At 66.0% G+C, this 21,514-nt stretch carries 22 protein-coding genes and 1 tRNA gene; 1 reads left to right on the plus strand and 22 read right to left on the minus strand.

Translation table 11 applies throughout. The features are described 5' to 3' along the window. Positions 1-7: 7 nt before the first annotated feature. Both ACSFBC_RS13795 and ACSFBC_RS13800 read right to left on the minus strand, forming a co-directional pair. Positions 8-1,489, minus strand: coding sequence for an efflux transporter outer membrane subunit (locus ACSFBC_RS13795; RefSeq protein WP_435510895.1), 1,482 nt, complete (start codon positions 1,487-1,489; stop codon positions 8-10). After that, positions 1,486-2,013, minus strand: coding sequence for a MarR family winged helix-turn-helix transcriptional regulator (locus ACSFBC_RS13800; protein WP_435510896.1), 528 nt, complete (start codon positions 2,011-2,013; stop codon positions 1,486-1,488). The genes ACSFBC_RS13795 and ACSFBC_RS13800 overlap by 4 nt, the downstream gene beginning before the upstream one ends. 78 nt (positions 2,014-2,091) lie before the next feature. Here ACSFBC_RS13800 and ACSFBC_RS13805 point away from each other — a divergent pair, with 78 nt between their 5' ends. Next, positions 2,092-3,912, plus strand: coding sequence for an ABC transporter transmembrane domain-containing protein (locus ACSFBC_RS13805; RefSeq protein WP_435510897.1), 1,821 nt, complete (start codon positions 2,092-2,094; stop codon positions 3,910-3,912). A 58-nt stretch (positions 3,913-3,970) separates the two neighbouring features. Here ACSFBC_RS13805 and ACSFBC_RS13810 read toward each other — a convergent pair whose 3' ends face one another. The 20 genes from ACSFBC_RS13810 to tpiA all read right to left on the minus strand — a co-directional run bounded on the left by ACSFBC_RS13810 (position 3,971) and on the right by tpiA (position 21,507). Continuing rightward, on the minus strand, positions 3,971-4,411 hold the full coding sequence (locus ACSFBC_RS13810; protein ID WP_435510898.1) for a DUF1178 family protein: 441 nt from the start codon (positions 4,409-4,411) through the stop codon (positions 3,971-3,973). A gap of 22 nt (positions 4,412-4,433) precedes the next feature. Next, the gene (locus tag ACSFBC_RS13815; protein WP_435510899.1) at positions 4,434-5,012 is read right to left on the minus strand and encodes an NUDIX domain-containing protein; all 579 of its coding nucleotides are present in this window, start codon (positions 5,010-5,012) and stop codon (positions 4,434-4,436) included. Positions 5,013-5,015: 3 nt separating this feature from the next. Continuing rightward, on the minus strand, positions 5,016-5,324 hold the full coding sequence (locus ACSFBC_RS13820; RefSeq protein ID WP_435510900.1) for a DUF2818 family protein: 309 nt from the start codon (positions 5,322-5,324) through the stop codon (positions 5,016-5,018). A 6-nt stretch (positions 5,325-5,330) separates the two neighbouring features. Next, positions 5,331-6,818 carry an NADH-quinone oxidoreductase subunit NuoN gene (nuoN, locus tag ACSFBC_RS13825; protein WP_435510901.1) on the minus strand — a complete coding sequence of 496 codons (1,488 nt, stop codon included), beginning with the start codon at positions 6,816-6,818 and terminating at the stop codon, positions 5,331-5,333. 23 nt (positions 6,819-6,841) lie between these two features. Then, the gene (locus ACSFBC_RS13830; protein WP_435510902.1) at positions 6,842-8,317 is read right to left on the minus strand and encodes an NADH-quinone oxidoreductase subunit M; all 1,476 of its coding nucleotides are present in this window, start codon (positions 8,315-8,317) and stop codon (positions 6,842-6,844) included. Positions 8,318-8,342: 25 nt separating this feature from the next. Then, entirely contained in the window at positions 8,343-10,373 is a 2,031-nt protein-coding gene (nuoL, locus tag ACSFBC_RS13835; RefSeq protein WP_435510903.1) for an NADH-quinone oxidoreductase subunit L, read from the minus strand. A 141-nt stretch (positions 10,374-10,514) separates the two neighbouring features. Beyond that, a complete protein-coding gene (gene nuoK / locus ACSFBC_RS13840) occupies positions 10,515-10,823 on the minus strand; it encodes an NADH-quinone oxidoreductase subunit NuoK (RefSeq protein WP_183026580.1) in 309 nt (102 codons plus the stop codon). Next, positions 10,820-11,491: an NADH-quinone oxidoreductase subunit J gene (locus ACSFBC_RS13845; RefSeq protein ID WP_435510904.1), complete on the minus strand. Its 672-nt coding sequence runs from the start codon at positions 11,489-11,491 to the stop codon at positions 10,820-10,822. The genes nuoK and ACSFBC_RS13845 overlap by 4 nt, the downstream gene beginning before the upstream one ends. 26 nt (positions 11,492-11,517) lie before the next feature. Next, positions 11,518-12,030 (minus strand): NADH-quinone oxidoreductase subunit NuoI, encoded by a 513-nt coding sequence (gene nuoI, locus ACSFBC_RS13850; protein ID WP_219217865.1) that lies wholly within the window; start codon positions 12,028-12,030, stop codon positions 11,518-11,520. Positions 12,031-12,045: 15 nt separating this feature from the next. Continuing rightward, positions 12,046-13,122 (minus strand): NADH-quinone oxidoreductase subunit NuoH, encoded by a 1,077-nt coding sequence (nuoH, locus tag ACSFBC_RS13855; protein ID WP_435510905.1) that lies wholly within the window; start codon positions 13,120-13,122, stop codon positions 12,046-12,048. Next, complete coding sequence (gene nuoG / locus ACSFBC_RS13860; protein WP_435510906.1) at positions 13,119-15,305, minus strand: NADH-quinone oxidoreductase subunit NuoG; 2,187 nt, start codon at positions 15,303-15,305, stop codon at positions 13,119-13,121. The genes nuoH and nuoG overlap by 4 nt, the downstream gene beginning before the upstream one ends. Positions 15,306-15,324: 19 nt before the next feature. Further along, the gene (nuoF, locus tag ACSFBC_RS13865; protein ID WP_435510907.1) at positions 15,325-16,665 is read right to left on the minus strand and encodes an NADH-quinone oxidoreductase subunit NuoF; all 1,341 of its coding nucleotides are present in this window, start codon (positions 16,663-16,665) and stop codon (positions 15,325-15,327) included. Continuing rightward, the gene (gene nuoE / locus ACSFBC_RS13870; protein WP_435510908.1) at positions 16,662-17,186 is read right to left on the minus strand and encodes an NADH-quinone oxidoreductase subunit NuoE; all 525 of its coding nucleotides are present in this window, start codon (positions 17,184-17,186) and stop codon (positions 16,662-16,664) included. The genes nuoF and nuoE overlap by 4 nt, the downstream gene beginning before the upstream one ends. A 111-nt stretch (positions 17,187-17,297) precedes the next feature. Beyond that, complete coding sequence (locus ACSFBC_RS13875; protein ID WP_183026587.1) at positions 17,298-18,551, minus strand: NADH-quinone oxidoreductase subunit D; 1,254 nt, start codon at positions 18,549-18,551, stop codon at positions 17,298-17,300. Between the two features lie 9 nt (positions 18,552-18,560). Next, positions 18,561-19,172: an NADH-quinone oxidoreductase subunit C gene (locus ACSFBC_RS13880; RefSeq protein WP_435510909.1), complete on the minus strand. Its 612-nt coding sequence runs from the start codon at positions 19,170-19,172 to the stop codon at positions 18,561-18,563. A gap of 10 nt (positions 19,173-19,182) precedes the next feature. After that, on the minus strand, positions 19,183-19,665 hold the full coding sequence (locus tag ACSFBC_RS13885) for a NuoB/complex I 20 kDa subunit family protein (protein ID WP_140839331.1): 483 nt from the start codon (positions 19,663-19,665) through the stop codon (positions 19,183-19,185). A 26-nt stretch (positions 19,666-19,691) separates the two neighbouring features. Next, a complete protein-coding gene (locus tag ACSFBC_RS13890; protein WP_435510910.1) occupies positions 19,692-20,051 on the minus strand; it encodes an NADH-quinone oxidoreductase subunit A in 360 nt (119 codons plus the stop codon). A 65-nt stretch (positions 20,052-20,116) separates the two neighbouring features. Further along, positions 20,117-20,201: transfer RNA gene (locus ACSFBC_RS13895), tRNA-Leu, on the minus strand. 116 nt (positions 20,202-20,317) lie between these two features. After that, positions 20,318-20,725 carry a preprotein translocase subunit SecG gene (secG, locus tag ACSFBC_RS13900; protein ID WP_435510911.1) on the minus strand — a complete coding sequence of 136 codons (408 nt, stop codon included), beginning with the start codon at positions 20,723-20,725 and terminating at the stop codon, positions 20,318-20,320. 32 nt (positions 20,726-20,757) lie between these two features. Beyond that, positions 20,758-21,507 carry a triose-phosphate isomerase gene (gene tpiA, locus ACSFBC_RS13905; RefSeq protein WP_435510912.1) on the minus strand — a complete coding sequence of 250 codons (750 nt, stop codon included), beginning with the start codon at positions 21,505-21,507 and terminating at the stop codon, positions 20,758-20,760. Between the last annotated feature and the right edge of the window lie 7 nt (positions 21,508-21,514).

Below are 21,514 nucleotides of genomic sequence, written 5' to 3' on the forward strand. Positions count from 1 at the left end.
CAGCGGTTCAGGGGTGTGTGGGCGCCGTGCCGGCCACGGCCACGCTCGGCTGCCATCCGCCGCCCAGCGCGCGCGCCAGGCCGACCTGCGTGTCGAGCGCACGGGCGGCCAGGTCGACCGCGAGGCGGCGTTGCGCCAGCACTGCGGTCTCGGCGGTCAGCACGTTGAGGTAGTTGCCCAGGCCGGCGCGGTAACGCTGCACGGCGATCTCGTAGGCACCTTCGGCCGCGGCTTGCGCATCGCGCTGCTGCGTCTGCTGGCGGCCCACCGACTGCGCGCTGCTGACCTGGTCGGCCGCGTCGCGCACCGCGTCGAGCACGCTCGCGTTGTAGCTTTCGATCGCGGCGTCGAGGTCGGCCGCCTTGCCGCGCAGGTTGGCGCGCAGCCGGCCGCCTTCGAAGATCGGCAGGCGGATCGCAGGCCCGAAGCCCCATTGGCGGCTGTCGCTCTTGAGCAGGTTGTCCAGCCCCAGGCTCTGCGTGCCCACGAAGGCCGTGAGGCTCACGTTGGGATAGAACAGCGTCTTGGCACCGGCCACGTCGCCGGTGGCCGCTTCGACACGCCAGCGCGCGGCCGCGATGTCGGCACGGCGGCCCAACAGGTCGGCCGGGATGTCGGACTGCACCGCGATCGCGTGCAGCGAGGCCAGGCTGGGCGCCTCGAGCGCCTGCGCGGCGCCGGGCCGCGCCACCAGCGCGTCGAGCGCATGCTGCGCCAGCGCGATCTGCTCGTCGAGCGACTCGATCTGCTGGCGCGCTTCGGGCAGGCCGCCTTCGCTCTGGCGCAGCTCGAGCCGCGTGTCGAGGCCGGCGGACACGCGGTCGCGCACCAGCTTCAACGTCTCTTCGCGCTGCGCCAGCGTGCGCCTGGCGACGATCAGCTGTTCGTTCAGGCGGGCCCACTGCACGTAGCCGCGCGCCACGTTGCTGGCCAGCAGCACGCGCGATGCATCGGCCTCGGCCGCGGCCGCATTGGCGGTGCCCATCGCGCTGTCGAGGGCCGCGCGGTTCTTGCCGAAGAAGTCGAGCTCCCAGCTGCCGTTGATCTGCAGCACGCCGGTCTCCTGGATCGAACCGCCCAGCGGTGCCGGGTAGATGTAGTTGCTGCTGAAACGCTGGCGCGACGCGTCGAAGGCGCCATTGACCTGCGGCCGGTCGGCGGCCTCGGCGGTCGCGATGGCGGCGCGGGCACGCGCCAGGCGCGCGCGGGCCACGGCCAGGTTGGGATTGCCGGCGAGCGCTTCGTCGATCAGGGCATTCAGCTGCGCATTGCCGAAGCCGGTCCACCAGCGGCTGTCGACCGGGTTCGCGGCGAGCGTGCCTTCATGCTGCGCGACGGCGCGCTGCAGGCCGAGCGAATCGGCATCGCGCAGCGTGGCGGTCGAGCCGATGCCGGACATGTCGGCGCAGCCGGCGAGCGCCAGCGCGAGCACGGCAGCCGCGACAGGCAGCGTGCGGCCGGCCAGAGGGGGGAAAGCGAGGCGGTTCATTTCTTTTCTCCACGGGTCGAGAGGACCTGTGCGTTGTCGAGGATGCGGCGCAGATAGCTCTTGAGTTGCTCCCACTCGGCTTCGGAGAAGCCGGCGAGGTGCTGGTTCTGGACCCGGCAGAGGATCTCGGGCACCTGCTGCGCGGCGGCCCGGCCCTCGTCGGTGAGTTCGATGTTCACCACGCGCCGGTCGGCCACCGAGCGCACGCGCCGGCACAGGCCCTTGGTCTCGAGCCGGTCGAGCAGGCGCGTCATGGCGCCCGCGTCGAGCAGGCATTCGCGCGCGAGCTCGGCCACCGTGGTGGCCGTGCCCATGTGCAGCTTGTGCAGCGGGATCCATTGCGGATAGGTCGGACCGCCCGGCTCGGACATCTGGCCTTCGACGGCCTGGCTCACGGCCGTCATGATGCGGCGCATCAGATAGCCCACGCTCTCCTCCGGACGGTACGCATCCGCCGAATAGAACGCAGGGATGGCCAGTGGAGGCGGCTCGGCATCGGCCGGTCGTTGGGTGGGGTCTTTCATCGGAGCGGGATATTAGTTGCTTAGGCAATTACTGTCAAGGCTACCTTTGCAGGGGCAACCGGTCGGTAGAATCGGGCAATGGCTGTTTCCGTCTCCCGAACCTCCGAAAAAGGTTCCCCCAAATCCCTCTCCGGGCTCTTCCCCTTTCTGCGGCCCTACCGCTGGCAGATCGCTCTCGCCGGCGTGTTTCTGGTGGCCGCGGCCGGGGCCACGCTGGTCTTCCCGCTGGCGTTGCGCAGCCTGATCGACGGCGGGCTGGTGAGCACCGACAAGGGCGCGCAGACCATGGCGCTGCGCGACCATTTCTTCGCGCTGTTCGGCGTGGCGGTGGCGCTGGGCCTGTTTTCGGCGGCGCGCTTCTACACGGTGAGCTGGCTGGGCGAGCGCATCACGGCCAACCTGCGCAACGCGGTCTATGCGCACGTGCTGCGGCAGAGTCCGGTGTTCTTCGAGACCACCCAGACCGGCGAGGTGCTGTCGCGCCTGACGGCCGACACGACGCTGGTGCAGACGGTCGTCGGCTCCTCGCTCAGCATGGGGCTGCGCAACGCGGTGATGGGCATCGGCGCCCTGGGCATGCTGGTCTGGACCAACCCGTACGTGATGGGCCAGGTGCTGGGCGTGCTGGTGTTGGTGGTGCTGCCGAGCATGTGGTTCGGGCGCCGCGTGCGCAAGCTATCGCGCGCCAGCCAGGACCGCGTGGCCGATTCGAGCGCCATCGCCGCCGAGGTGCTCAACGCCATCCCCGTGGTGCAGAGCTACACCGCCGAGGCGCGCGAAGCGGCCCGCTTCGACACCTCGACCGACAACGCCTTCCTCACCGCCGTGCGCCGCGCCAAGGCCCGCTCGGTGCTGGTGGCCTTCATCATCATCGCCACCTCGGCCGCGCTGCTGTGGGGCCTGTACCAGGGCACGCAGGCGGTGCTGCAGGGCACCATCACCGCCGGGCACCTGGGCGAGACCGTGGTCTACGTGATCATCCTGGCCAGCGCCGCCGCGGTGCTGGGCGAGGTCTATGGCGACCTGCTGCGCGCGGCCGGCGCCACCGAGCGCCTGATGGAACTGCTGCACGCGCGCTCGGCCATCGCCTCGCCTGCACGGCCGGTGTCCGCGCCACTGACGCAGGGCGGCAGCACGATCGCGCTCGAGGGCGTGAGCTTCCACTACCCTTCCCGTCCGGCCACACCGGCGCTGCGCGACTTCAGCCTGCATGTCGCACCCGGCGAGACCGTGGCCCTGGTCGGCGCCAGCGGTGCCGGCAAGAGCACGGTGTTCCAGCTGCTGCTGCGCTACTACGACCCGCAATCCGGCAGCCTGCTGCTCGATGGCACACCGCTGGATGCGCTGGCGCTGGACGACCTGCGCCACCGCATCGGCCTGGTGCCGCAGGACGCGGTGATCTTCTCGGCCACCGCCTTCGAGAACATCCGCTACGGCCGCCCCGAGGCCACGCCCGACGAGGTGTACGCAGCCGCGCGCGCGGCCTTCGCCGACGATTTCCTCAAGGCCCTGCCCGAGGGCTACGACACCTTCCTCGGCGAGCGCGGCGTGCGCCTGTCGGGCGGCCAGCGCCAGCGCATCGCGATCGCACGGGCCATGCTGAAGAACCCGCCGCTGCTGCTGCTCGACGAGGCCACCAGCGCGCTCGACGCCGAGAGCGAACGCATGGTGCAGGCGGCGCTGGAGTCCGCCATGACGGGCCGGACCACGCTGGTGATCGCGCACCGGCTGGCCACCGTGCAGAAGGCCGACCGGATCATCGTGCTGGACCAGGGCGCGATCGTCGAGCAGGGCACGCATGCGGCGCTGGTGGCGCGCGGCGGCGTCTATGCGCGGCTGGCGGCCTTGCAGTTCACCACGCCGGCCCCGGCGGTCGATGCCATGGCCGTTCCCGGCTGATCCGCGCCGCGGAAGATCTGCGGGTCCCGGGGCTGTCTCGGCCCCGGACGCGCGCGCCTCAGTGCGAGCTTTCCTTCAGCGCTGCCGGCAGCGCCAGCGAAACGAAGGGCACGCCCTCCTCCCGCAACGATTCGGCCTGCTCGGGCGAGGCCTGGCCGCGGATGCCGCGCTCCTCGGTCTCGCCGTAGTGCATCTTGCGGGCCTCGTCGGCAAAGCGCTCGCCGACGTCCTCGGTCTTGGCCATCACCTCGCGCATCGCGCGCATCCAGCGGGCTTCGGGGGAATCGATGGCGGGGGTGGTCGGCCTGGCCGCGGGAACCGGTGCGGTGGCGCCACTCAGGTTGAGGCGAGGCGCCGACAACAGCTTGGTGATCGCGGTGTCGGAACAGATCGGGCACTCGACCAGGCCGGACGCGCGTTGCGACTCGAAGGCTTCGCTGGACGCGAACCATCCTTCGAAGCCGTGGCCGTGTGCGCATTGCAGGTCGAGAACCTTCATGCGCGCATTATCGACCGGGGTCTCAAGTGGCCGCTGGGGACCAATCGAGCGTCCATGCGCCGGACAGGACGTTCTGCAGCCACATCGCGCAGGTCAGCGTCTTGGCGTCGGTCACGCTGCCGTCGCGGCAGCCGTCGAACAGTTCCTGCGGCGTGGCCGTGAAGACGTCGACGAACTCGCCCTGGTCGAGCTGGCGCTCGCCCAGCACCAGGCCGCGCGCAAAGTAGATGTGGATGATCTCGGTCGAATAGCCCACCGCCAGGTGCATCAGGCCGGCACGGGCCCATTCGCGGGCGGTGTAGCCGGTTTCCTCGAGCAGCTCGCGCTGGCCGCAGACCAGGGGGTCTTCACCGGCATCGAGCTTGCCGGCGGGGAATTCGGTCATGACCTGGCGCACCGGGTAGCGGTACTGGCGCTCCAGCACGACGCGGCCGTCGTCGAGCAGCGGCACCACCACGACCGCGCCGGGATGGATCACGTACTCGCGCGTGGCGGTATGGCCGTCGGGCAGGCGCACCGTGTCGCGCTTGGCGTGCAGGAAGTTGCCTTCGAACAGCGACTCGCTGGCGATGCCCTCTTCCCTCAGATGCGTCTCGTCCATGGCTCAGTTCCTGTGCTTGAGAAGGTAGCGCCAGGTGAAGCCCGGAAACGCCAGCACGATGAACAGCGACGCCGTCACCGCATAGAACTCCCAGCCTTGCGGAGCGATCTGCCCCACGCGGCGCTCGAACAGCAGGCCGATGCCGCCGACGATGAAATAGAGCAGCACCAGCTCGGCCAGGCGCACCGCCAGCGACTTCTTCGCGGCAGCGCCCACCGGCACCAGCGCAAGCAGCCGCTCATTGACGAAAGGCAGGTTGGCCGCCGCCAGTGTGAGCAGCAGCACCAGCCAGACCGAGGCGCTTTGCGACACGTCGGATCAGTTGGCCAGCGTGGCCACGATGGCCTGCGCGCACAGCGTCATCAGGCCGCCGGGCACGATGCCCAGGATCAGGATCAGCGCGCCGTTGAGCGTCAGCACGAAGCGCACGTCGCGCGGCGCCGACACGGTGGTGGCCGTCACCGGCGCGTCGAAGTACATGACCTTGACGATGCGCAGGTAGTAGAAGGCGCCGATCAGCGACATGATCACGGCGAACACCGCCAGGCCGATGTAGATGGCCTGGCCCGAGGCGATCAGCGCCTGCAGCACAGCCAGCTTGGCGTAGAAGCCCACCAGCGGCGGCAGACCGGCCAGCGAGAACATCGCGATCGCCATCACGCCGGCATACAGCGGGCTGCGCTGGTTGAGGCCGGCGAGGTCGGTGATCTCTTCGCTCTCGAAACCTTCGCGCGCCAGCAGCAGGATGATGCCGAAGCTCGCCAGCGTGGTCAGCACGTAGGTGACGACATAGAACATCGACGCGCTGTACGCGAACTGCGCGTTGTAGGTGTTGCCGTTGACCACACCCGCCACCAGGCCGAGCAGCATGAAGCCCATCTGCGCGATGGTCGAGTAGGCCAGCATGCGCTTGAGGTTGGTCTGCGCGATGGCGGCCAGGTTGCCCACCACCAGAGAGGCCACGGCCAGCACCGCCAGCATCTGCTGCCAGTCGATGGCGAGCGGCAGCAGCCCCTCGACCAGCAGGCGGATGATGATCGCGAAGGCGGCCAGCTCCGGTGCGGCGCCGATCAGCAGCGTGATCGCGGTCGGTGCGCCCTGGTAGACGTCGGGCACCCACATGTGGAACGGCGCGGCACCGACCTTGAAGGCCAGACCGGCCACGATGAACACCAGGCCGAACACCAGCACCTGGTGGTCCACCTTGCGGCTCGCGACGGCCTTGAACACCTCGTTGATGTCCAGCGAACCGGTGGCGCCGTACATCATCGACAGGCCGTACAGCAGGAAGCCGCTGGCCATCGCGCCGAGCACGAAGTACTTCATGGCGGCCTCGCTCGCGACCGCGTTCTCGCGGCGCAGCGCGACCAGCGCGTAGCTCGACAGCGTGAGCAGTTCGAGGCCCAGGTAGATCAGCAGGAAGTTGCTGCCCGAGATCATCACGAACATGCCCAGCAGCGAGAACATGCTCAGCGTGAACATCTCGCCGCCGCGCAGCATGCCGCGGTCGGCTGCGTACGGACGGCCATAGACCAGCGCCACCATCAGCGCGATGCTGGCGAAGCACTTGAGCCAGTTGCCCATCGGGTCGCTGACCACCATGCCGCCAAAGCCGTAGACGGTCTGACCCTGAACGGCGGCCATGCCGGTGAGGAAAGCCACCACGGCCAGCGTCAGCAGCGTGAGGATGTAGGTGCGGGTGCGGCGGGCGCCGGCGGTCGACAGATCCACCAGCGCAATGATGCAGGCCATGACCAGCAGCACCACTTCGGGGTAAATCGCCATCCAGCTGAGTTTGTCAATCATCTCGTTCTCTTGTTCAGCGTGGATCAGGGCAACTTCGACTTGGCGACGTGCTGCAGCAGGTTGCCCACGGAGGCGTCCATCACGTCGGTGAAAGGCTTGGGATAGAGACCCATCCACAGCACGGCGATCGCCAGCAGCGACATCATCAGGAACTCGCGGGCGTTGAGGTCCTTGAGTTCCTTGACGTGGTCGTTGCCGATCGGGCCGAGGTACACGCGCTTGTACATCCACAGGGTGTAGGCGGCGCCGAAGATCAGTGCCGAGGCAGCGCCCAGGCCGACCCAGAAGTTGGCCTTGACCGCACCCAGGATCACCATCCACTCGCCTACGAAACCGGCGGTGCCCGGCAGGCCGCAATTGGCCATGGCGAACAGCAGTGCAAACGCGGCGAACTTGGGCATGGTGTTGACCACGCCGCCGTAGTCGGCGATTTCGCGCGAATGCACGCGGTCGTACAGCACGCCGATGCCCAGGAACATCGCGGCCGACACGAAGCCGTGCGCGACCATCTGGACGATGCCGCCCGAAACGCCGAGCTCGTTGAAGATGAAGAAGCCGAGCGTCACGAAGCCCATGTGGGCGACCGACGAGTAAGCCACCAGCTTCTTCATGTCGCGCTGCACCAGCGCCACCAGGCCGACGTAGATCACCGCGATCAGCGACAGCGCGATCATGAGCCAGGCCCATTCACGCGAGGCATCGGGTGCGATCGGCATCGAGAAGCGCAGGAAGCCGTAGGCGCCCAGCTTCAGCATGATGGCGGCCAGCACGGCCGAGCCGCCGGTGGGCGCCTCGACGTGCACGTCGGGCAGCCAGGTGTGGACCGGGAACATCGGCACCTTGACCGCGAAGGCCGCGAAGAAGGCGAAGAACAGGAAGGTCTGCGCGCTCGCGGCCAGCGGCAGCTGGTGCCAGGTCGCGATGTCGAAACTGCCGCCCGACTTGTTGTACAGGTAGATCAGCGCGACCAGCATCAGCAGCGAGCCGAGGAGCGTATACAGGAAGAACTTGAAGGCCGCGTAGATCTTGTTCGGGCCGCCCCAGATGCCGATGATCAGGTACATCGGGATCAGCGTGGCTTCGAAGAACACGTAGAACAGGATGCCGTCGAGCGCGGAGAACACGCCGATCATGAAACCCGAGAGGATCAGGAACGCGCCCATGTACTGGTTCACGCGCTCGGTGATCACCTGCCAGGCCGAGATCACCACGATCACCGTGATGAAGGAGGTCAGCAGCACCATCCAGAGCGACAGGCCGTCGACCCCGAGGTGGTAGTTGACGTTGAAGCGCTGGATCCAGCTGAACTTCTCGACGAACTGCATCGACGCAGTGCCGAGTTCGAAGCGCGTGTAGAGCGGCACCGTGACCGCGAAGCTCACGAGGGCACCGACCAAAGCGGTCCAACGCACGAGGTTCGCGCGATCGTCCCGACCGAAGGCCAACAGCAGGACACCGAAGGCGATCGGTATCCAGATGGCAAGGCTCAACAAACCCATTTTTCTTTTTCCCCAGCGAGAGCGCTTACTTGTTGAACCACACGAAATACGTCATGAGCACGAAGATGCCCAGCAGCATTGCGAACGCGTAGTGGTAGATGTAGCCGGATTGCAGCCAGCGCACCACGCCGGCGAGGCGGCCGATGGCTTTCCAGGAACCGTTGACGATCGCACCGTCGATGACGGCCTGGTCGCCGCCCTTCCAGAAGGCGGTGCCGAGTGCACGGGCGCCGCGCGCCACGATGTTCTCGTTGATCCAGTCGAGGTAGTACTTGTTTTCCAGCAGGCGGTAGACGGGGCCGAAGGCGCGCTTGATCGCCGCCGGCAGCGCCGGGTTGACCATGTACATGTAGTACGAGAGCACCACGCCGGCCAGCGCCAGCCAGAACGGCATCGTCGTCAGGCCGTGCACCGCCATGGCCCACGGGCCGTGGAAGGCTTCGGCCATCTCGCGCATCGCATGGTGCTTGTCGAGATTGAAGAAGATCGCGTCCTTGAAGAAGTCGCCGTAGAGCATCGGCTGGATCGTGAAGTAGCCGATCACCACCGACGGGATCGCCAGCAGCACCAGCGGCAGCCAGACCACCCAGGGCGACTCGTGCGGCTTGGCGTCATGGCCGTGGCCATGGTCGTCGTGCCCGTGATGGTCGTCGTGGTGTGCGTCCGGGTTCTGGTCGTAGCGCTCCTTGCCGTGGAACACCAGGAAGTACATGCGGAACGAATAGAAGGCGGTCACGAACACGCCCGCCAGCACGGCGAAGTTGGCGAAGCCGGCACCCCACAGGTGGCTTTCGTGCACGGCCTCGATGATGCTGTCCTTCGAGTAGAAGCCCGAGAACAGCGGCGTGCCGATCAGTGCCAGCGAGCCCAGCAGCGAAGTGATCCAGGTGATGGGCATGTACTTGCGCACGCCGCCCATCCAGCGGATGTCCTGGTTGTGGTGCATGCCGATGATCACCGAGCCCGCGCCGAGGAACAGCAAGGCCTTGAAGAAGGCGTGCGTCATCAGGTGGAACACTGCGACCGAATAGGCCGAGGCACCCAGCGCGACCGTCATGTAGCCGAGCTGCGAGAGCGTCGAGTACGCGACGACGCGCTTGATGTCGTTCTGGATGATGCCCAGGAAGCCCATGAACAGCGCGGTGATCGAGCCGATCACGAGGATGAAACTCAGGGCCGTGTCGCTCAGTTCGAACAGCGGCGACATGCGCGCCACCATGAAGATGCCGGCCGTGACCATGGTCGCGGCGTGGATCAGCGCGGAGATGGGGGTCGGGCCTTCCATCGAGTCCGGCAGCCAGACGTGCAGCGGGAACTGCGCGCTCTTGCCCATCGCACCGATGAACAGGCAGATGCAGATCACGGTCACGAGCATCCACTCGGTGCCCGGGAAGCTCAGCTTCGACAGCGCGTCGGCCTGGGCGAAGGCTTCGCCGTAGTTCAGCGTGTTGGCATAGGCCGCGATCAGGCCGATGCCCAGGATGAAGCCGAAGTCGCCCACGCGGTTGACCAGGAAGGCCTTCATGTTGGCGAAGATCGCGGTCGGTTTGTTGTACCAGAAGCCGATCAGCAGGTACGACACCAGGCCCACGGCCTCCCAGCCGAAGAACAGCTGCAGCATGTTGTTGCTCATCACGAGCATCAGCATGGAGAAGGTGAACAGCGAGATGTACGAGAAGAAGCGGTTGTAGCCTTCGTCTTCCTGCATGTAGCCGATGGTGTAGATGTGGACCATCAGCGACACGAAGGTCACGACGCACATCATCATGGCCGTGAGGCCGTCGACCAGGAAGCCGACTTCCATCTTCAGGCCGCCGACGACCATCCATTCGTACAGCGTGGCGTTGAAGCGCGCGCCGTCGACGACCACGCTCTTGAGCGTCATCGCGGAGAGGATGAAGGCCACCAGCACGCCGAGGATGGTCAGCGAGTGCGTGATCTTCCGGCCGATGTGGTTGCCACCGAATTTCGTGCCGAACAGGCCCGCCAGCACGGCGCCGACCAGCGGCGCCATCGGAACGGCCAGCAGTGTGGATGCGGAAAGGGTTGAACTCATGCGATTCTTCTTCTCAGCGGCTCACGACATCGTGCCAAACGCCACATTCCAGAGCCACCGCGGAACCGGCTTTGCCGGGCCGCTGGTGGCGCCCCCTGAAGGGGGTTGGCGAAGCGACACGAAGTGCGCGAAGACTGGGGGTCATCCTTTTAACGTATTGAGTTCGTCGACATTGATGCTCGACTTGTTGCGGAACAGCAGCACCAGCAGCGCCAGCCCGATGGCCGACTCGGCCGCGGCCACCGTCAGGATGAAGAACACGAAGATCTGGCCATGCATGTCGCCCAGGTAGTGCGAGAAGGCCACGAAGTTCATGTTGACCGCGAGCAGCATCAGTTCGATGCACATCAGCAGCACGATCAGGTTCTTGCGGTTCAGGAAGATGCCGACGACCGACATCGCGAACAGCATCGCACCGAGCGACAGGAAATGAGGGAGGGTCAGAGTCATGCCTTCTTCTCCGGAGCGGGGGCGGCACCGGCCACCGTGGGGGCCGGTTCAGGCGCGGGCGGCGGTGGCGCGGGCTGGGTCGCGTCGAGCTTGACCAGCTGCAGGCGGTCGCGCGATTTCACACGGACCTGGTCGCCCACGTCGATGAACTTGGTGTCCTTGCGCTGACGCAGCGTGAGCGCGATGGCCGCGATCATGGCCACCACCAGGATGACGGCCGCGATCTGCACCGGGTACACGTACTCGGTGTACATCAGGATGCCCAGCGCCTTGGTGTTCGAACCGCCCGCGGTCATGGCGGCCTGCGCGGCAGCCGGCTGTCCGCGGAAGCCGCCCATCAGCACATAGGCCATCTCGAGCGCGATCACCACGCCGATCAGCGCCGCCAGCGGGAAGTGCCGCCAGAAGCCCTGCCGCAGGCTGTCCATGTTGAGGTCGAGCATCATCACGACGAACAGGAACAGCACCATCACGGCGCCCAGGTAGACCAGCACCAGCACGATGGCCAGGAACTCGGCTTGCAGCAGCAGCCACACGGCCGATGCCTGCGAGAACGCCAGCATCAGATAGAGCACCGCATGCACGGGGTTGCGCGCGGTGATGACTCGGAAGGCCGCGAACAGCAGCACCAGCGAGAACAGATAGAAGAAGCCAGTCTTGACGTCCATGGATTTTTTCTTTGGGGCGTCTGCCGTTAACGGTATTTGGCGTCGGCGGCCTTGTTGGCCGCGATCTCGGGTTCGTAGCGGTCGCCCACGGCGAGCAGCATTTCCTTCGTGAAGTACAGGTCACCGCGCTTTTCGCCGTGGTACTCGAGGATGTGCGTCTCGACGATGGAATCGACCGGGCAGCTCTCTTCGCAGAAGCCGCAGAAGATGCACTTGGTCAGGTCGATGTCGTAGCGCGAGGTGCGGCGCGAGCCGTCGTCACGCACTTCGGACTCGATGGTGATCGCCACCGCCGGGCACACGGCCTCGCACAGCTTGCAGGCAATGCAGCGCTCTTCGCCGTTCTCGTAGCGGCGCAGGGCGTGCAGGCCGCGGAAGCGCGGCGACAGCGGGGTTTTCTCTTCGGGGAACTGGACCGTGATCTTGCGACGGAACGCGTAGCGACCCGTGAGGACCATGCCCTTGAACAACTCCGCGAGCATGAAGCTCTTGAGGAAGTCCTTGACCGAAAAGGAGGAAGCAGCAACAGCTGAAGACATCGTGTGTTTCTCCGCTTATTTCCAGATGTTCCAGGGCGTCTGCATCCAGCCCCCGACCACCAGCAGCCACACCAGGGTGACCGGAATGAAGATCTTCCAGCCCAGACGCATGATCTGGTCGTAACGGAAGCGCGGGAAGGTGCCGCGAATCCAGATGAAGAGCGAGACCACGAAGAAGGTCTTGAGCCCCAGCCAGATCCAGCCCGGAATGAAGTCGAGGAAGCCGACCGGCGACAGCCAGCCGCCGAGGAACATCAGCGCGGCGAGGATCGACACGAGCCACATGCTGGCGTACTCGGCCAGGAAGAAGATCGCGAAGCCCATGCCCGAGTACTCGACCATGTGGCCGGCCACGATTTCCGCCTCGCCTTCGACCACGTCGAAGGGATGGCGGTTGGTCTCGGCCACGCCGGAGATCACGTAGACCACGAAGATCGGCAGCAGCGGCAGCCAGTTCCACGACAGGAAGCCCAGGCCCATGTCGGCGCCCATGCCCTTGCCCTGCACCGCGACCACGTCGCCCAGGTGCAGGCTGCCCGTGACCATGATCACCACGACCAGGCAGAAGCCCATCGCGATTTCATAGCTCACCATTTGTGCCGAGGCACGCAGCGCGCCCAGGAAGGCGTACTTCGAGTTCGAGGCCCAACCCGCAATGATCACGCCATAGACCTCGATCGAGGTGATGGCCATGATCAGCAGCAGACCGGCATTGACGTTCGCGAGGATCGCTTCGGGACCGAAGGGAATCGCGACCCAGGCGGCCAGCGCCGGCATGATCGCCATGATCGGGCCGAGGCGGAACAGGCCCTGGCTCGCGGCCGTCGGGCTGATGATTTCCTTGGTCAGCAGCTTGAGCGCATCGGCGATGGGCTGCAGCAGACCGAAGGGACCGACCCGGTTGGGGCCGTGACGCACCTGGATGAAGCCCAGCAGCTTGCGCTCCCAGAGCGTCAGGTAGGCGACCGCGCCCATCAGCGGCGCGAGCACGCAGATGATCTTGATCAATGCCCAGATGACGGGCCAGCCGCCCGCCGTCCACCAGTGGGCCGAGATCAGGCCCTGGCCGAAGTTGAAGATCGAATCGATCATGCCGCCACCTCTTCCACCGCGGGATGCGGGCCGGGACGGACACCGGTCGCCGCATGGCGTCCGCGTGCGTCGGCGGTCAACTGCAGCGAGGTGGCGCGGCGCGTGAGGCCGTCCAGCTGGTAGATCGAGGCGGTCACCGGCACGGCCGCGGCGTTGCCGGGCGCAGCCAGGTCGAGGTCGGCGGGCGCTTCATTGTTCAGGCGCTCGGACGCCACGTGCGTCGCCGCATCGGCGCCGCGCACGCTGGCCAGCACTTCCTGTGCGGTCTCGAAATCGAAGCCCGGCACACCCAGCAGGTTGGCCAGCACGCGCAGGACCTTCCAGCCCGGGCGCGCTTCGCCGCGCGGCTTGACCACCGCGTGGAAGCTCTGGATCCGGCCTTCGGCGTTGACGAAGGTGCCCGGCGTTTCGGTGAACGGCGCGATCGGCAGCAGCACGTCGCTGATCGCGAGGTTGGCCTTGAAGGGGCTCAGCGTCACGACCATCTGCGCATGCTCCAGACCGGCGGCCGTGCGTGCACCGGCGGCCGAATCGAATTCGGGTTCGTTATTGAGCAGCAGCACGGCCTTGAGGCCGCCTGCCAGCATCTGGCCGGCGTTCAGACCGCCCTGCCCTGGCAGCGCGTTCACCCACTGCGCGCCGACGGTGTTGGCGGCCTCGGTCAGGTAGCCGACGCTCGCGCCGGTCTGCGCGCCGATCCACTGCGCGATCGCCAGCAGGCGCGATGCGTCGGCGTGGTGCGCGGCGGCATTGCCCAGCAGGATCGCCTTGCGTTCGCCGCCGATCAGCGACTGGGCGAAGGCCTTGGCCTCGTCCGTGGCGTTGCCTGCGGCAGGCGCGGCCACGCCCTTTTCTGCACCGATGGCGCTGGCCACGTCGGCCAGGGCCTGCAGCCAGCCGCCGGGAGCGACGGTGGTCACGCCGGCCAGCGGCAGGGCCCACGCATCACGCGAGGCCAGTTCGTTCGACGAGGCGATCACGCTCACGGCGGCGCCCTTGCGCACGGCCTGGCGGATGCGCTGCGCGAACAGCGGATGGTCCTTGCGCAGGTTCGAGCCCACGACCAGCACGCGCTGCAGGTTCGACAGCGAGGCGATCGAGGTGCCGAGCCAGCGGACGCCGCTGCTCGCCGTGAAGTCGGCGTGGCGCAGGCGGTGGTCGATGTTCTCGCTGCCCAGGCCGCGCACCAGCGCGCCGGCCAGGGCCAGTTCTTCCACGGTGCTGTGCGGGCTCACCAGCGCGCCGATCGCGGCGGCGCCGTGGTCGGTCTTGATCTGGCGCAGGCCGTTGGCCACATACTCGAGCGCGGTCTGCCAGTCGACGGTCTGCCATTGGCCGCCCTGCTTGAGCATGGGCTGCGTGAGGCGCTCGTCGCTGTTGAGCGATTCGTAGGAGAAGCGGTCGCGGTCGGCGATCCAGCACTCGTTGACGTCTTCGTTCTCGAGCGGAACGACGCGCATCACCTGGTGGTTCTTGACCTGGACGATCAGGTTGGCACCGGTGGAATCGTGCGGGCTCACCGACTTGCGGCGCGACAGTTCCCAGGTGCGGGCGCTGTAGCGGAAGGGCTTGCTGGTGAGCGCGCCGACCGGGCAGATGTCGATCATGTTGCCCGACAGCTCGGAGTCGACGGTCTCGCCGACCACGGTCGTGATCTCGGAGTGCTCGCCGCGGTGGATCATGCCGAGCTCCATCACGCCGGCCACTTCCTGGCCGAAGCGCACACAGCGCGTGCAATGGATGCAGCGGCTCATCTCTTCCATGCTGATGAGCGGGCCCACGTCCTTGTGGAAGACCACGCGCTTCTCTTCCTCGTAGCGCGAGGTCGAGCCGCCGTAGCCCACGGCCAGATCCTGCAGCTGGCATTCGCCGCCCTGGTCGCAGATCGGGCAGTCGAGCGGGTGATTGATGAGCAGGAACTCCATCACCGATTGCTGGGCCTTGATGGCCTTCTCGCTCTTGGTGCGGACGATCATGCCCTGGGTCACGGGCGTGGCGCAGGCCGGCATCGGCTTGGGCGCTTTTTCCACGTCGACCAGGCACATGCGGCAGTTGGCCGCAATGCTGAGTTTCTTGTGATAGCAGAAGTGCGGGATGTAGGTCCCCGCCTTGTCGGCCGCATGCATGATCATGCTGCCTTCGACGATGTCGACCTTCTTGCCGTCGAGTTCGATTTCAACCATATGTGTCGCGTTTTCGTGCTCAGGCTTGGGCCGGCGTCTTGGGGACGTAGCCAGGGATCAGCGCCTCGAACTCGTGGCGGAAGTGCTTGATCATGGCGCGCACCGGCATGGCCGCGGCGTCGCCCAGTGCGCAGATGGTGCGGCCCTGGATGTTGTCCGCGACCGAGTTGAGCAGGTCCATGTCATTGGCCTTGCCCTGACCGTTGTGGATGCGGTCGACCACGCGCCAGAGCCAGCCCGTGCCTTCGCGGCAGGGGGTGCACTGGCCGCAGGATTCGTGCATGTAGAAGTACGAGAGGCGCTTGAGCGACTCGACCATCGAGCGGCTGTCGTCCATGACGATCACCGCGCCCGAACCCAGCATCGAGCCGGCCTTGGCGATGGAGTCGTAGTCCATGGTGCAGGCCATCATGGTGTCGGCCGGCAGCACAGGCGACGAGGATCCGCCGGGGATCACGGCCTTGAGCGTGCGCCCCTTGCGCACGCCGCCGGCGAGTTCGAGCAGCTTGGAGAACGGTGTGCCCATGGGCACTTCGTAGTTGCCCGGCAGTTCGACGTCACCGCTCACCGAATAGATCTTGGTGCCGCCGTTGTTGGGCTTGCCGCACTCGAGGTAGGCCGGACCGCCGTTGCGGATGATCCAGGGCACCGCCGCGAAGGTCTCGGTGTTGTTGATGGTGGTCGGCTTGCCGTACAGGCCGAAGCTGGCCGGGAACGGCGGCTTGAAGCGCGGCTGGCCCTTCTTGCCTTCGAGGGACTCGAGCAACGCGGTCTCTTCGCCGCAGATGTAGGCGCCGAAGCCGTGGGCGGCGTGCAACTGGAAGTTGTACGTGCTGCCCATGATCTTGTCGCCGAGATAACCGGCGGCGCGCGCTTCTTCCAGCGCTTCCTCGAAGCGGTCGTAGCTCTGGAAGATCTCGCCGTGGATGTAGTTGTAGCCCACGCTGATGCCCATCGCGTATGCAGCGATGGCCATGCCTTCGATCACGATGTGCGGGTTGAACTGCAGGATGTCGCGGTCCTTGCAGGTGCCCGGCTCGCCTTCATCCGAATTGCACACGAGGTACTTCTGGCCCGGGAACTGGCGGGGCATGAAGCTCCACTTGAGGCCGGTCGGGAAGCCCGCGCCGCCACGGCCGCGCAGGCCCGAGGCCTTGACTTCGGCGATCACCTGGTCGGGCGTGAGGCCCTCGGTCAGGATCTTGCGCAGGGCCTGGTAGCCACCGCGCGCTTCGTAGTCGGCCAGGCGCCAGTTGGTGCCGTCGAGGCCCGCGTAGATCTGCGCACCGATGTGGCGATCGTGGAAGCAGGTCTGGACACCGGTCGCCTGGAACTGCGACAGGACTTGTTCGGGCGTCATGCGGCGTCTCCCTTCGACGAGGCACGCAGGCCGTCGATGAGTTGGTCGAGCTTGTCGTTGCTCATGAAGCTGCACATCGTGCGGTCGTTCACCAGCATCACCGGCGAATCGGCGCAGGCGCCCAGGCATTCGCTCTGCTGCAGCGTGAACAGGCCGTCGGCGGTCGTGCCGCCCATCGAGATGCCCAGCTTCTTTTCGAGGTGGGCCAGCGCGGTCGCGCCGTCACGCAGCAGACACGGCAGGTTGGTGCAGACGTTGAGCTTGAAGCGGCCGGTCGGCTGCTGGTTGTACATGTTGTAGAAGGTCGTGACTTCGTGCACGGCGATCTGCGGCATGCCGAGGAAGTCGGCGACGACCTTCTCGCTCTCGAGGCTCACGAAGCCCTGCTCCTGCTGCACGATGGCCAGGCAGGCCATCACGGCGGACTGCGCCTGCTCGGCCGGGTACTTGGCGACTTCGCGCGCGAAGCGCTCCAGGGCTTGATCGGAAAGACCCCGCCCTTGAGGTGATGCATCACTCAATTCGATTCTCCACGGACTGTTCAAGGGCCACCGCGGAACCGGCTTTGCCGGGCTGCTGGTGGCGCGCCCTCGAGGGGGAGGCGCCGCAGGCGCTTCGGGGGTGGGCTCTGTTCATCGATCGATTTCTCCGAACACGATGTCCAGGGTGCCGATCACGGCCACGGTGTCCGCGATCATGTGGCCGCGCGTCATTTCGTCGAGCGCTGCCAGGTGTGCAAAGCCGGGCGCGCGGATTTTGAGGCGGTACGGCTTGTTGGCGCCGTCGCTCACCAGGTAGATGCCGAACTCGCCCTTGGGGTGCTCGACGGCCGCATAGGCTTCGCCTTCGGGCACGTGGAAGCCTTCGGTGAAGAGCTTGAAGTGATGAATCAGCTCTTCCATGTTGCCCTTCATCGACTCGCGCGCAGGTGCTGCCACCTTGTGGTTGTCGGTGATGACGGGGCCGGGGTTCACGCGCAGCCAGTCGACGCACTGCTTGATGATGCGGTTGGACTGCACCATCTCTTCCATGCGCACCAGGTAGCGGTCGTAGCAGTCGCCGGTCTTGCCCACGGGGATGTCGAAATCCATGCGGTCGTACACGTCGTACGGCTGCTTCTTGCGCAGGTCCCAGGCGATGCCGGAGCCGCGCAGCATCGGACCGGTCAGGCCCAGGCTCAGCGCGCGCTCGGGCGTCATGACGCCGATGCCGACGGTGCGCTGTTTCCAGATGCGGTTGTCGGTCAGGAGTGTGTGGTACTCCTCCATGTGCTTCACGAAACGCTTCGTGAAGTCATCGATGAAGTCGAGCATCGAACCCTGGCGGTTCTCGTTCATGCGCTCGAGTGCCTTGGCGTTCTTGATCTTGCTGACCTTGTACTGCGGCATCGTGTCCGGCAGGTCGCGGTACACACCGCCCGGCCGGAAGTACGCGGCGTGCATGCGCGCGCCGGACACCGCTTCGTAGATGTCGAACAGGTCTTCGCGTTCGCGGAAGGCGTAGATCAGGATGGTCGAGCTGCCGCAGTCGTTGCCGTGCGATCCGAGCCACATCAGGTGGTTCAGCAGGCGGGTGATCTCGGCGAACATCACGCGGATGTACTGTGCGCGGATCGGCACCTCGATGCCCATCAGCTTCTCGATCGCGAGGCAGTAGGCGTGCTCGTTGGACATCATCGACACGTAGTCGAGGCGGTCCATGTAGGGCAGCGACTGGATGTAGGTCTTGCCTTCGGCCAGCTTCTCGGTCGCGCGGTGCAGCAGGCCGATGTGCGGGTCGGCGCGCTGGACGACTTCGCCGTCGAGTTCGAGCACGAGACGCAGAACGCCGTGGGCGGCGGGATGCTGGGGCCCGAAGTTGAGCGTGTAGTTCTTGATTTCAGCCATGTCAGTGCGTCAGTGCAGTCCGCCGCCGTAGTTCTCTTCGCGGATCACGCGCGGCGTGACTTCACGCGGCTCGATGCTCACCGGCTGATAGACCACGCGCTTGAGTTCTTCGTCGTAGCGCATCTCGACGTGGCCCGACAACGGGAAGTCCTTGCGGAACGGATGGCCGATGAAGCCGTAGTCGGTCAGGATGCGGCGCAGGTCTTCGTGGCCCTCGAACACGATGCCGTACAGGTCGAAGGCTTCGCGTTCGAACCAGTTGGCCGAGTTCCAGAGGTGCATCACCGACGGCAGCACGGGGAAGTCGTCGTCTTCGCAGAAGGTCTTGACGCGCACGCGCTGGTTCAAGCTCACCGACAGCAGGTGCGAGACCGCGCAGTAGCGCAGGCCGTCCCACTCGGTGTCGCGGTAGGTCGAGTAGTCGAGTCCGCAGATGTCGATCAGCTGCTCGAACTTGCAGCCGGGCGCATCGCGCAGCAGCTGCATGGCGGCCAGATAGTCGGCCGCCTTCACCACCAGCGTGACTTCGCCGAGCGCCACGGTGATACGTTTCACCTTGTCGCCCAGGGCCAAGGAAATGGTGTCCTTCAGGACATCGGGATCGATCGCGAAAGCTGTCATGGGGTTCCCGTCAGGCACGGGCGATGGTGTTGGTGCGGCGCACCTTTTGCTGCAGCTGGATGATCCCGTAGATCAGCGCTTCGGCCGTCGGCGGGCAGCCGGGCACATAGACGTCGACCGGCACGATGCGGTCGCAGCCGCGCACCACGGAATAACTGTAGTGGTAGTAGCCGCCGCCGTTGGCGCACGAGCCCATCGACAGCACCCAGCGCGGCTCGGCCATCTGGTCGTAGACCTTGCGCAGCGCGGGCGCCATCTTGTTGCACAGCGTGCCGGCCACGATCATCAGATCGGACTGGCGCGGACTGGCGCGGAACACCTCGGCGCCGAAGCGACCGATGTCGTAGCGCGCGGCGGCCGCATGCATCATTTCGACCGCGCAGCAGGCCAGACCGAAGGTCATGGGCCACAACGAGCCGGTCTTGGCCCAGTTCACCACCGAATCGTAGGACGTGGTGACGAAGCCTTCTTTGAAAACGCCTTCAATGGCCATGGCTGTACCTTGTTGCCGTTGTACGGCTATTCCCAGTCAAGCGCACCCTTTTTCCATTCGTAGGCAAAGCCCACGACGAGGATCGCCAGGAAGATCACGACCGCCCAGAAGCCCGCCACACCCACTTCCTTGAGCGCCACGGCCCAGGGGAAGAGGAAAGCGATTTCCAGGTCGAACAGGATGAAGAGGATGGCCACCAGGTAATAGCGGACATCGAATTGCATGCGCGCGTTTTCGAAGGCTTCGAAACCGCATTCGTAGGGGGAGTTTTTGGCCGCGTCGGGCCGGTTCGGGCCAAGAATATAGCCGAGAACCTGGGGGGCGATGCCTACCCCGATACCGACCAGAATAAACAACAGGACGGGGAGGTAGGAATCGAGGTTCATCAGGGTTCTATCACCGCTTGACATCGACAGAAACCAGCATCTTGCTGACTCCTGCCGATGAGATTTGGTGCGGTCGGCGAGACTCGAACTCGCACAGCTTTCGCCACTACCCCCTCAAGATAGCGTGTCTACCAATTTCACCACGACCGCGGTTTTTTGCTGCCCGGATGGCATGAGGAACCCAGAGGGTTTTGGCTTTCCGGTGCAGCTTAAGAGTTTACCCTGAAACGCAGCCTTTTTCACTTGAGGCTGCATTGTCACAAAGATTATTTGCCGGGAATCTGAGCCGCGCCCGACGCAGGGGCCGCAGGCGCCGAAGCCGGGGCTGCAGGCGCGGGCAATGCCGACGGGATCTGCGAGGCCGAACCCGAAGCGCCAGGCGCCGGTGCACCCACTGCCGAACGCTCCAGCAGGCTGTTGCCGCCGGCCGAGGGACGGGCATGGCTGAAGTAGGCCAGCAGCAGGGTCGTCACGAAGAAGACCGCCGCCAGAACGGCCGTGGTGCGCGACAGGAAGTTGGCGCTGCCGCTGGCACCGAACAGGCTGCCGGCACTGCCGCTGCCGAAGGCCGCGCCCATGTCGGCGCCCTTGCCGTGTTGCACGAGGATCAGGCCGATCATCGCGAGCGCGGTCAGCATCTGCACGCCGACGAGAATGTTGAGGACCAGGTTCATATCTTGTTTACTCCTAAGGGAACGCCGTGCGCTCAGCGCGCGGCGGCAATGATTTGCAGAAAGTCGGGGGCCTTGAGCGATGCGCCGCCGATCAGGCCGCCATCGATGTCGGCCTGCGACAGCAGTTCCGCGGCATTGGCCGCGTTCATGCTGCCGCCGTAAAGGATGCGGATGCCGGCCGCGTGTTCGCTGGCTGCATGGTGCAATTGCGCACGCAACACCGCATGCACGCCCTGCGCCTGCTCGGGCGAAGCCGTCTTGCCGGTGCCGATGGCCCACACGGGCTCGTAGGCCACGACGATCTCGCTGATGCAGTGGCCGTTGACGTGGATCACGGCCGCCAACTGGCGCTTGACCACTTCCTCGGTGCGCCCTGCTTCACGCTCGGCCAGCGTCTCGCCGACGCAGACGATCGGCGTGATGCCACGCGCCAGCGCAGCCGCGGTCTTGGCCGCCACCATCTCGTCGGTTTCGCCATGGTACTGGCGCCGCTCCGAATGACCCACGATCGCATAGCGCACGCCGAACTCGCTCAGCATCGCCGCCGACTGTTCGCCCGTGAAGGCGCCCTGCGGCTGCGCGGAGACATCCTGCGCGCCGAGCGTGATCGGCGAACCCGCGACCTTGCCCTGCACCTGCGCCAGATAAGGCGCCGGCACGCAGACGGCCACGTCGCAGCTCGGCGCGCCCACGCCTTGCAGCAGCGCGTCGAGCAGCGCCTCGTTGGCAGCCAGGCTGCCATTCATCTTCCAATTGCCGGCGATCAGCTTCCTGTTCGTCATCGTCGTT

Source organism: Variovorax frigidus, from assembly GCF_051216515.1.
In the GTDB taxonomy this organism is placed as follows: Bacteria; Pseudomonadota; Gammaproteobacteria; order Burkholderiales; family Burkholderiaceae_C; genus Variovorax.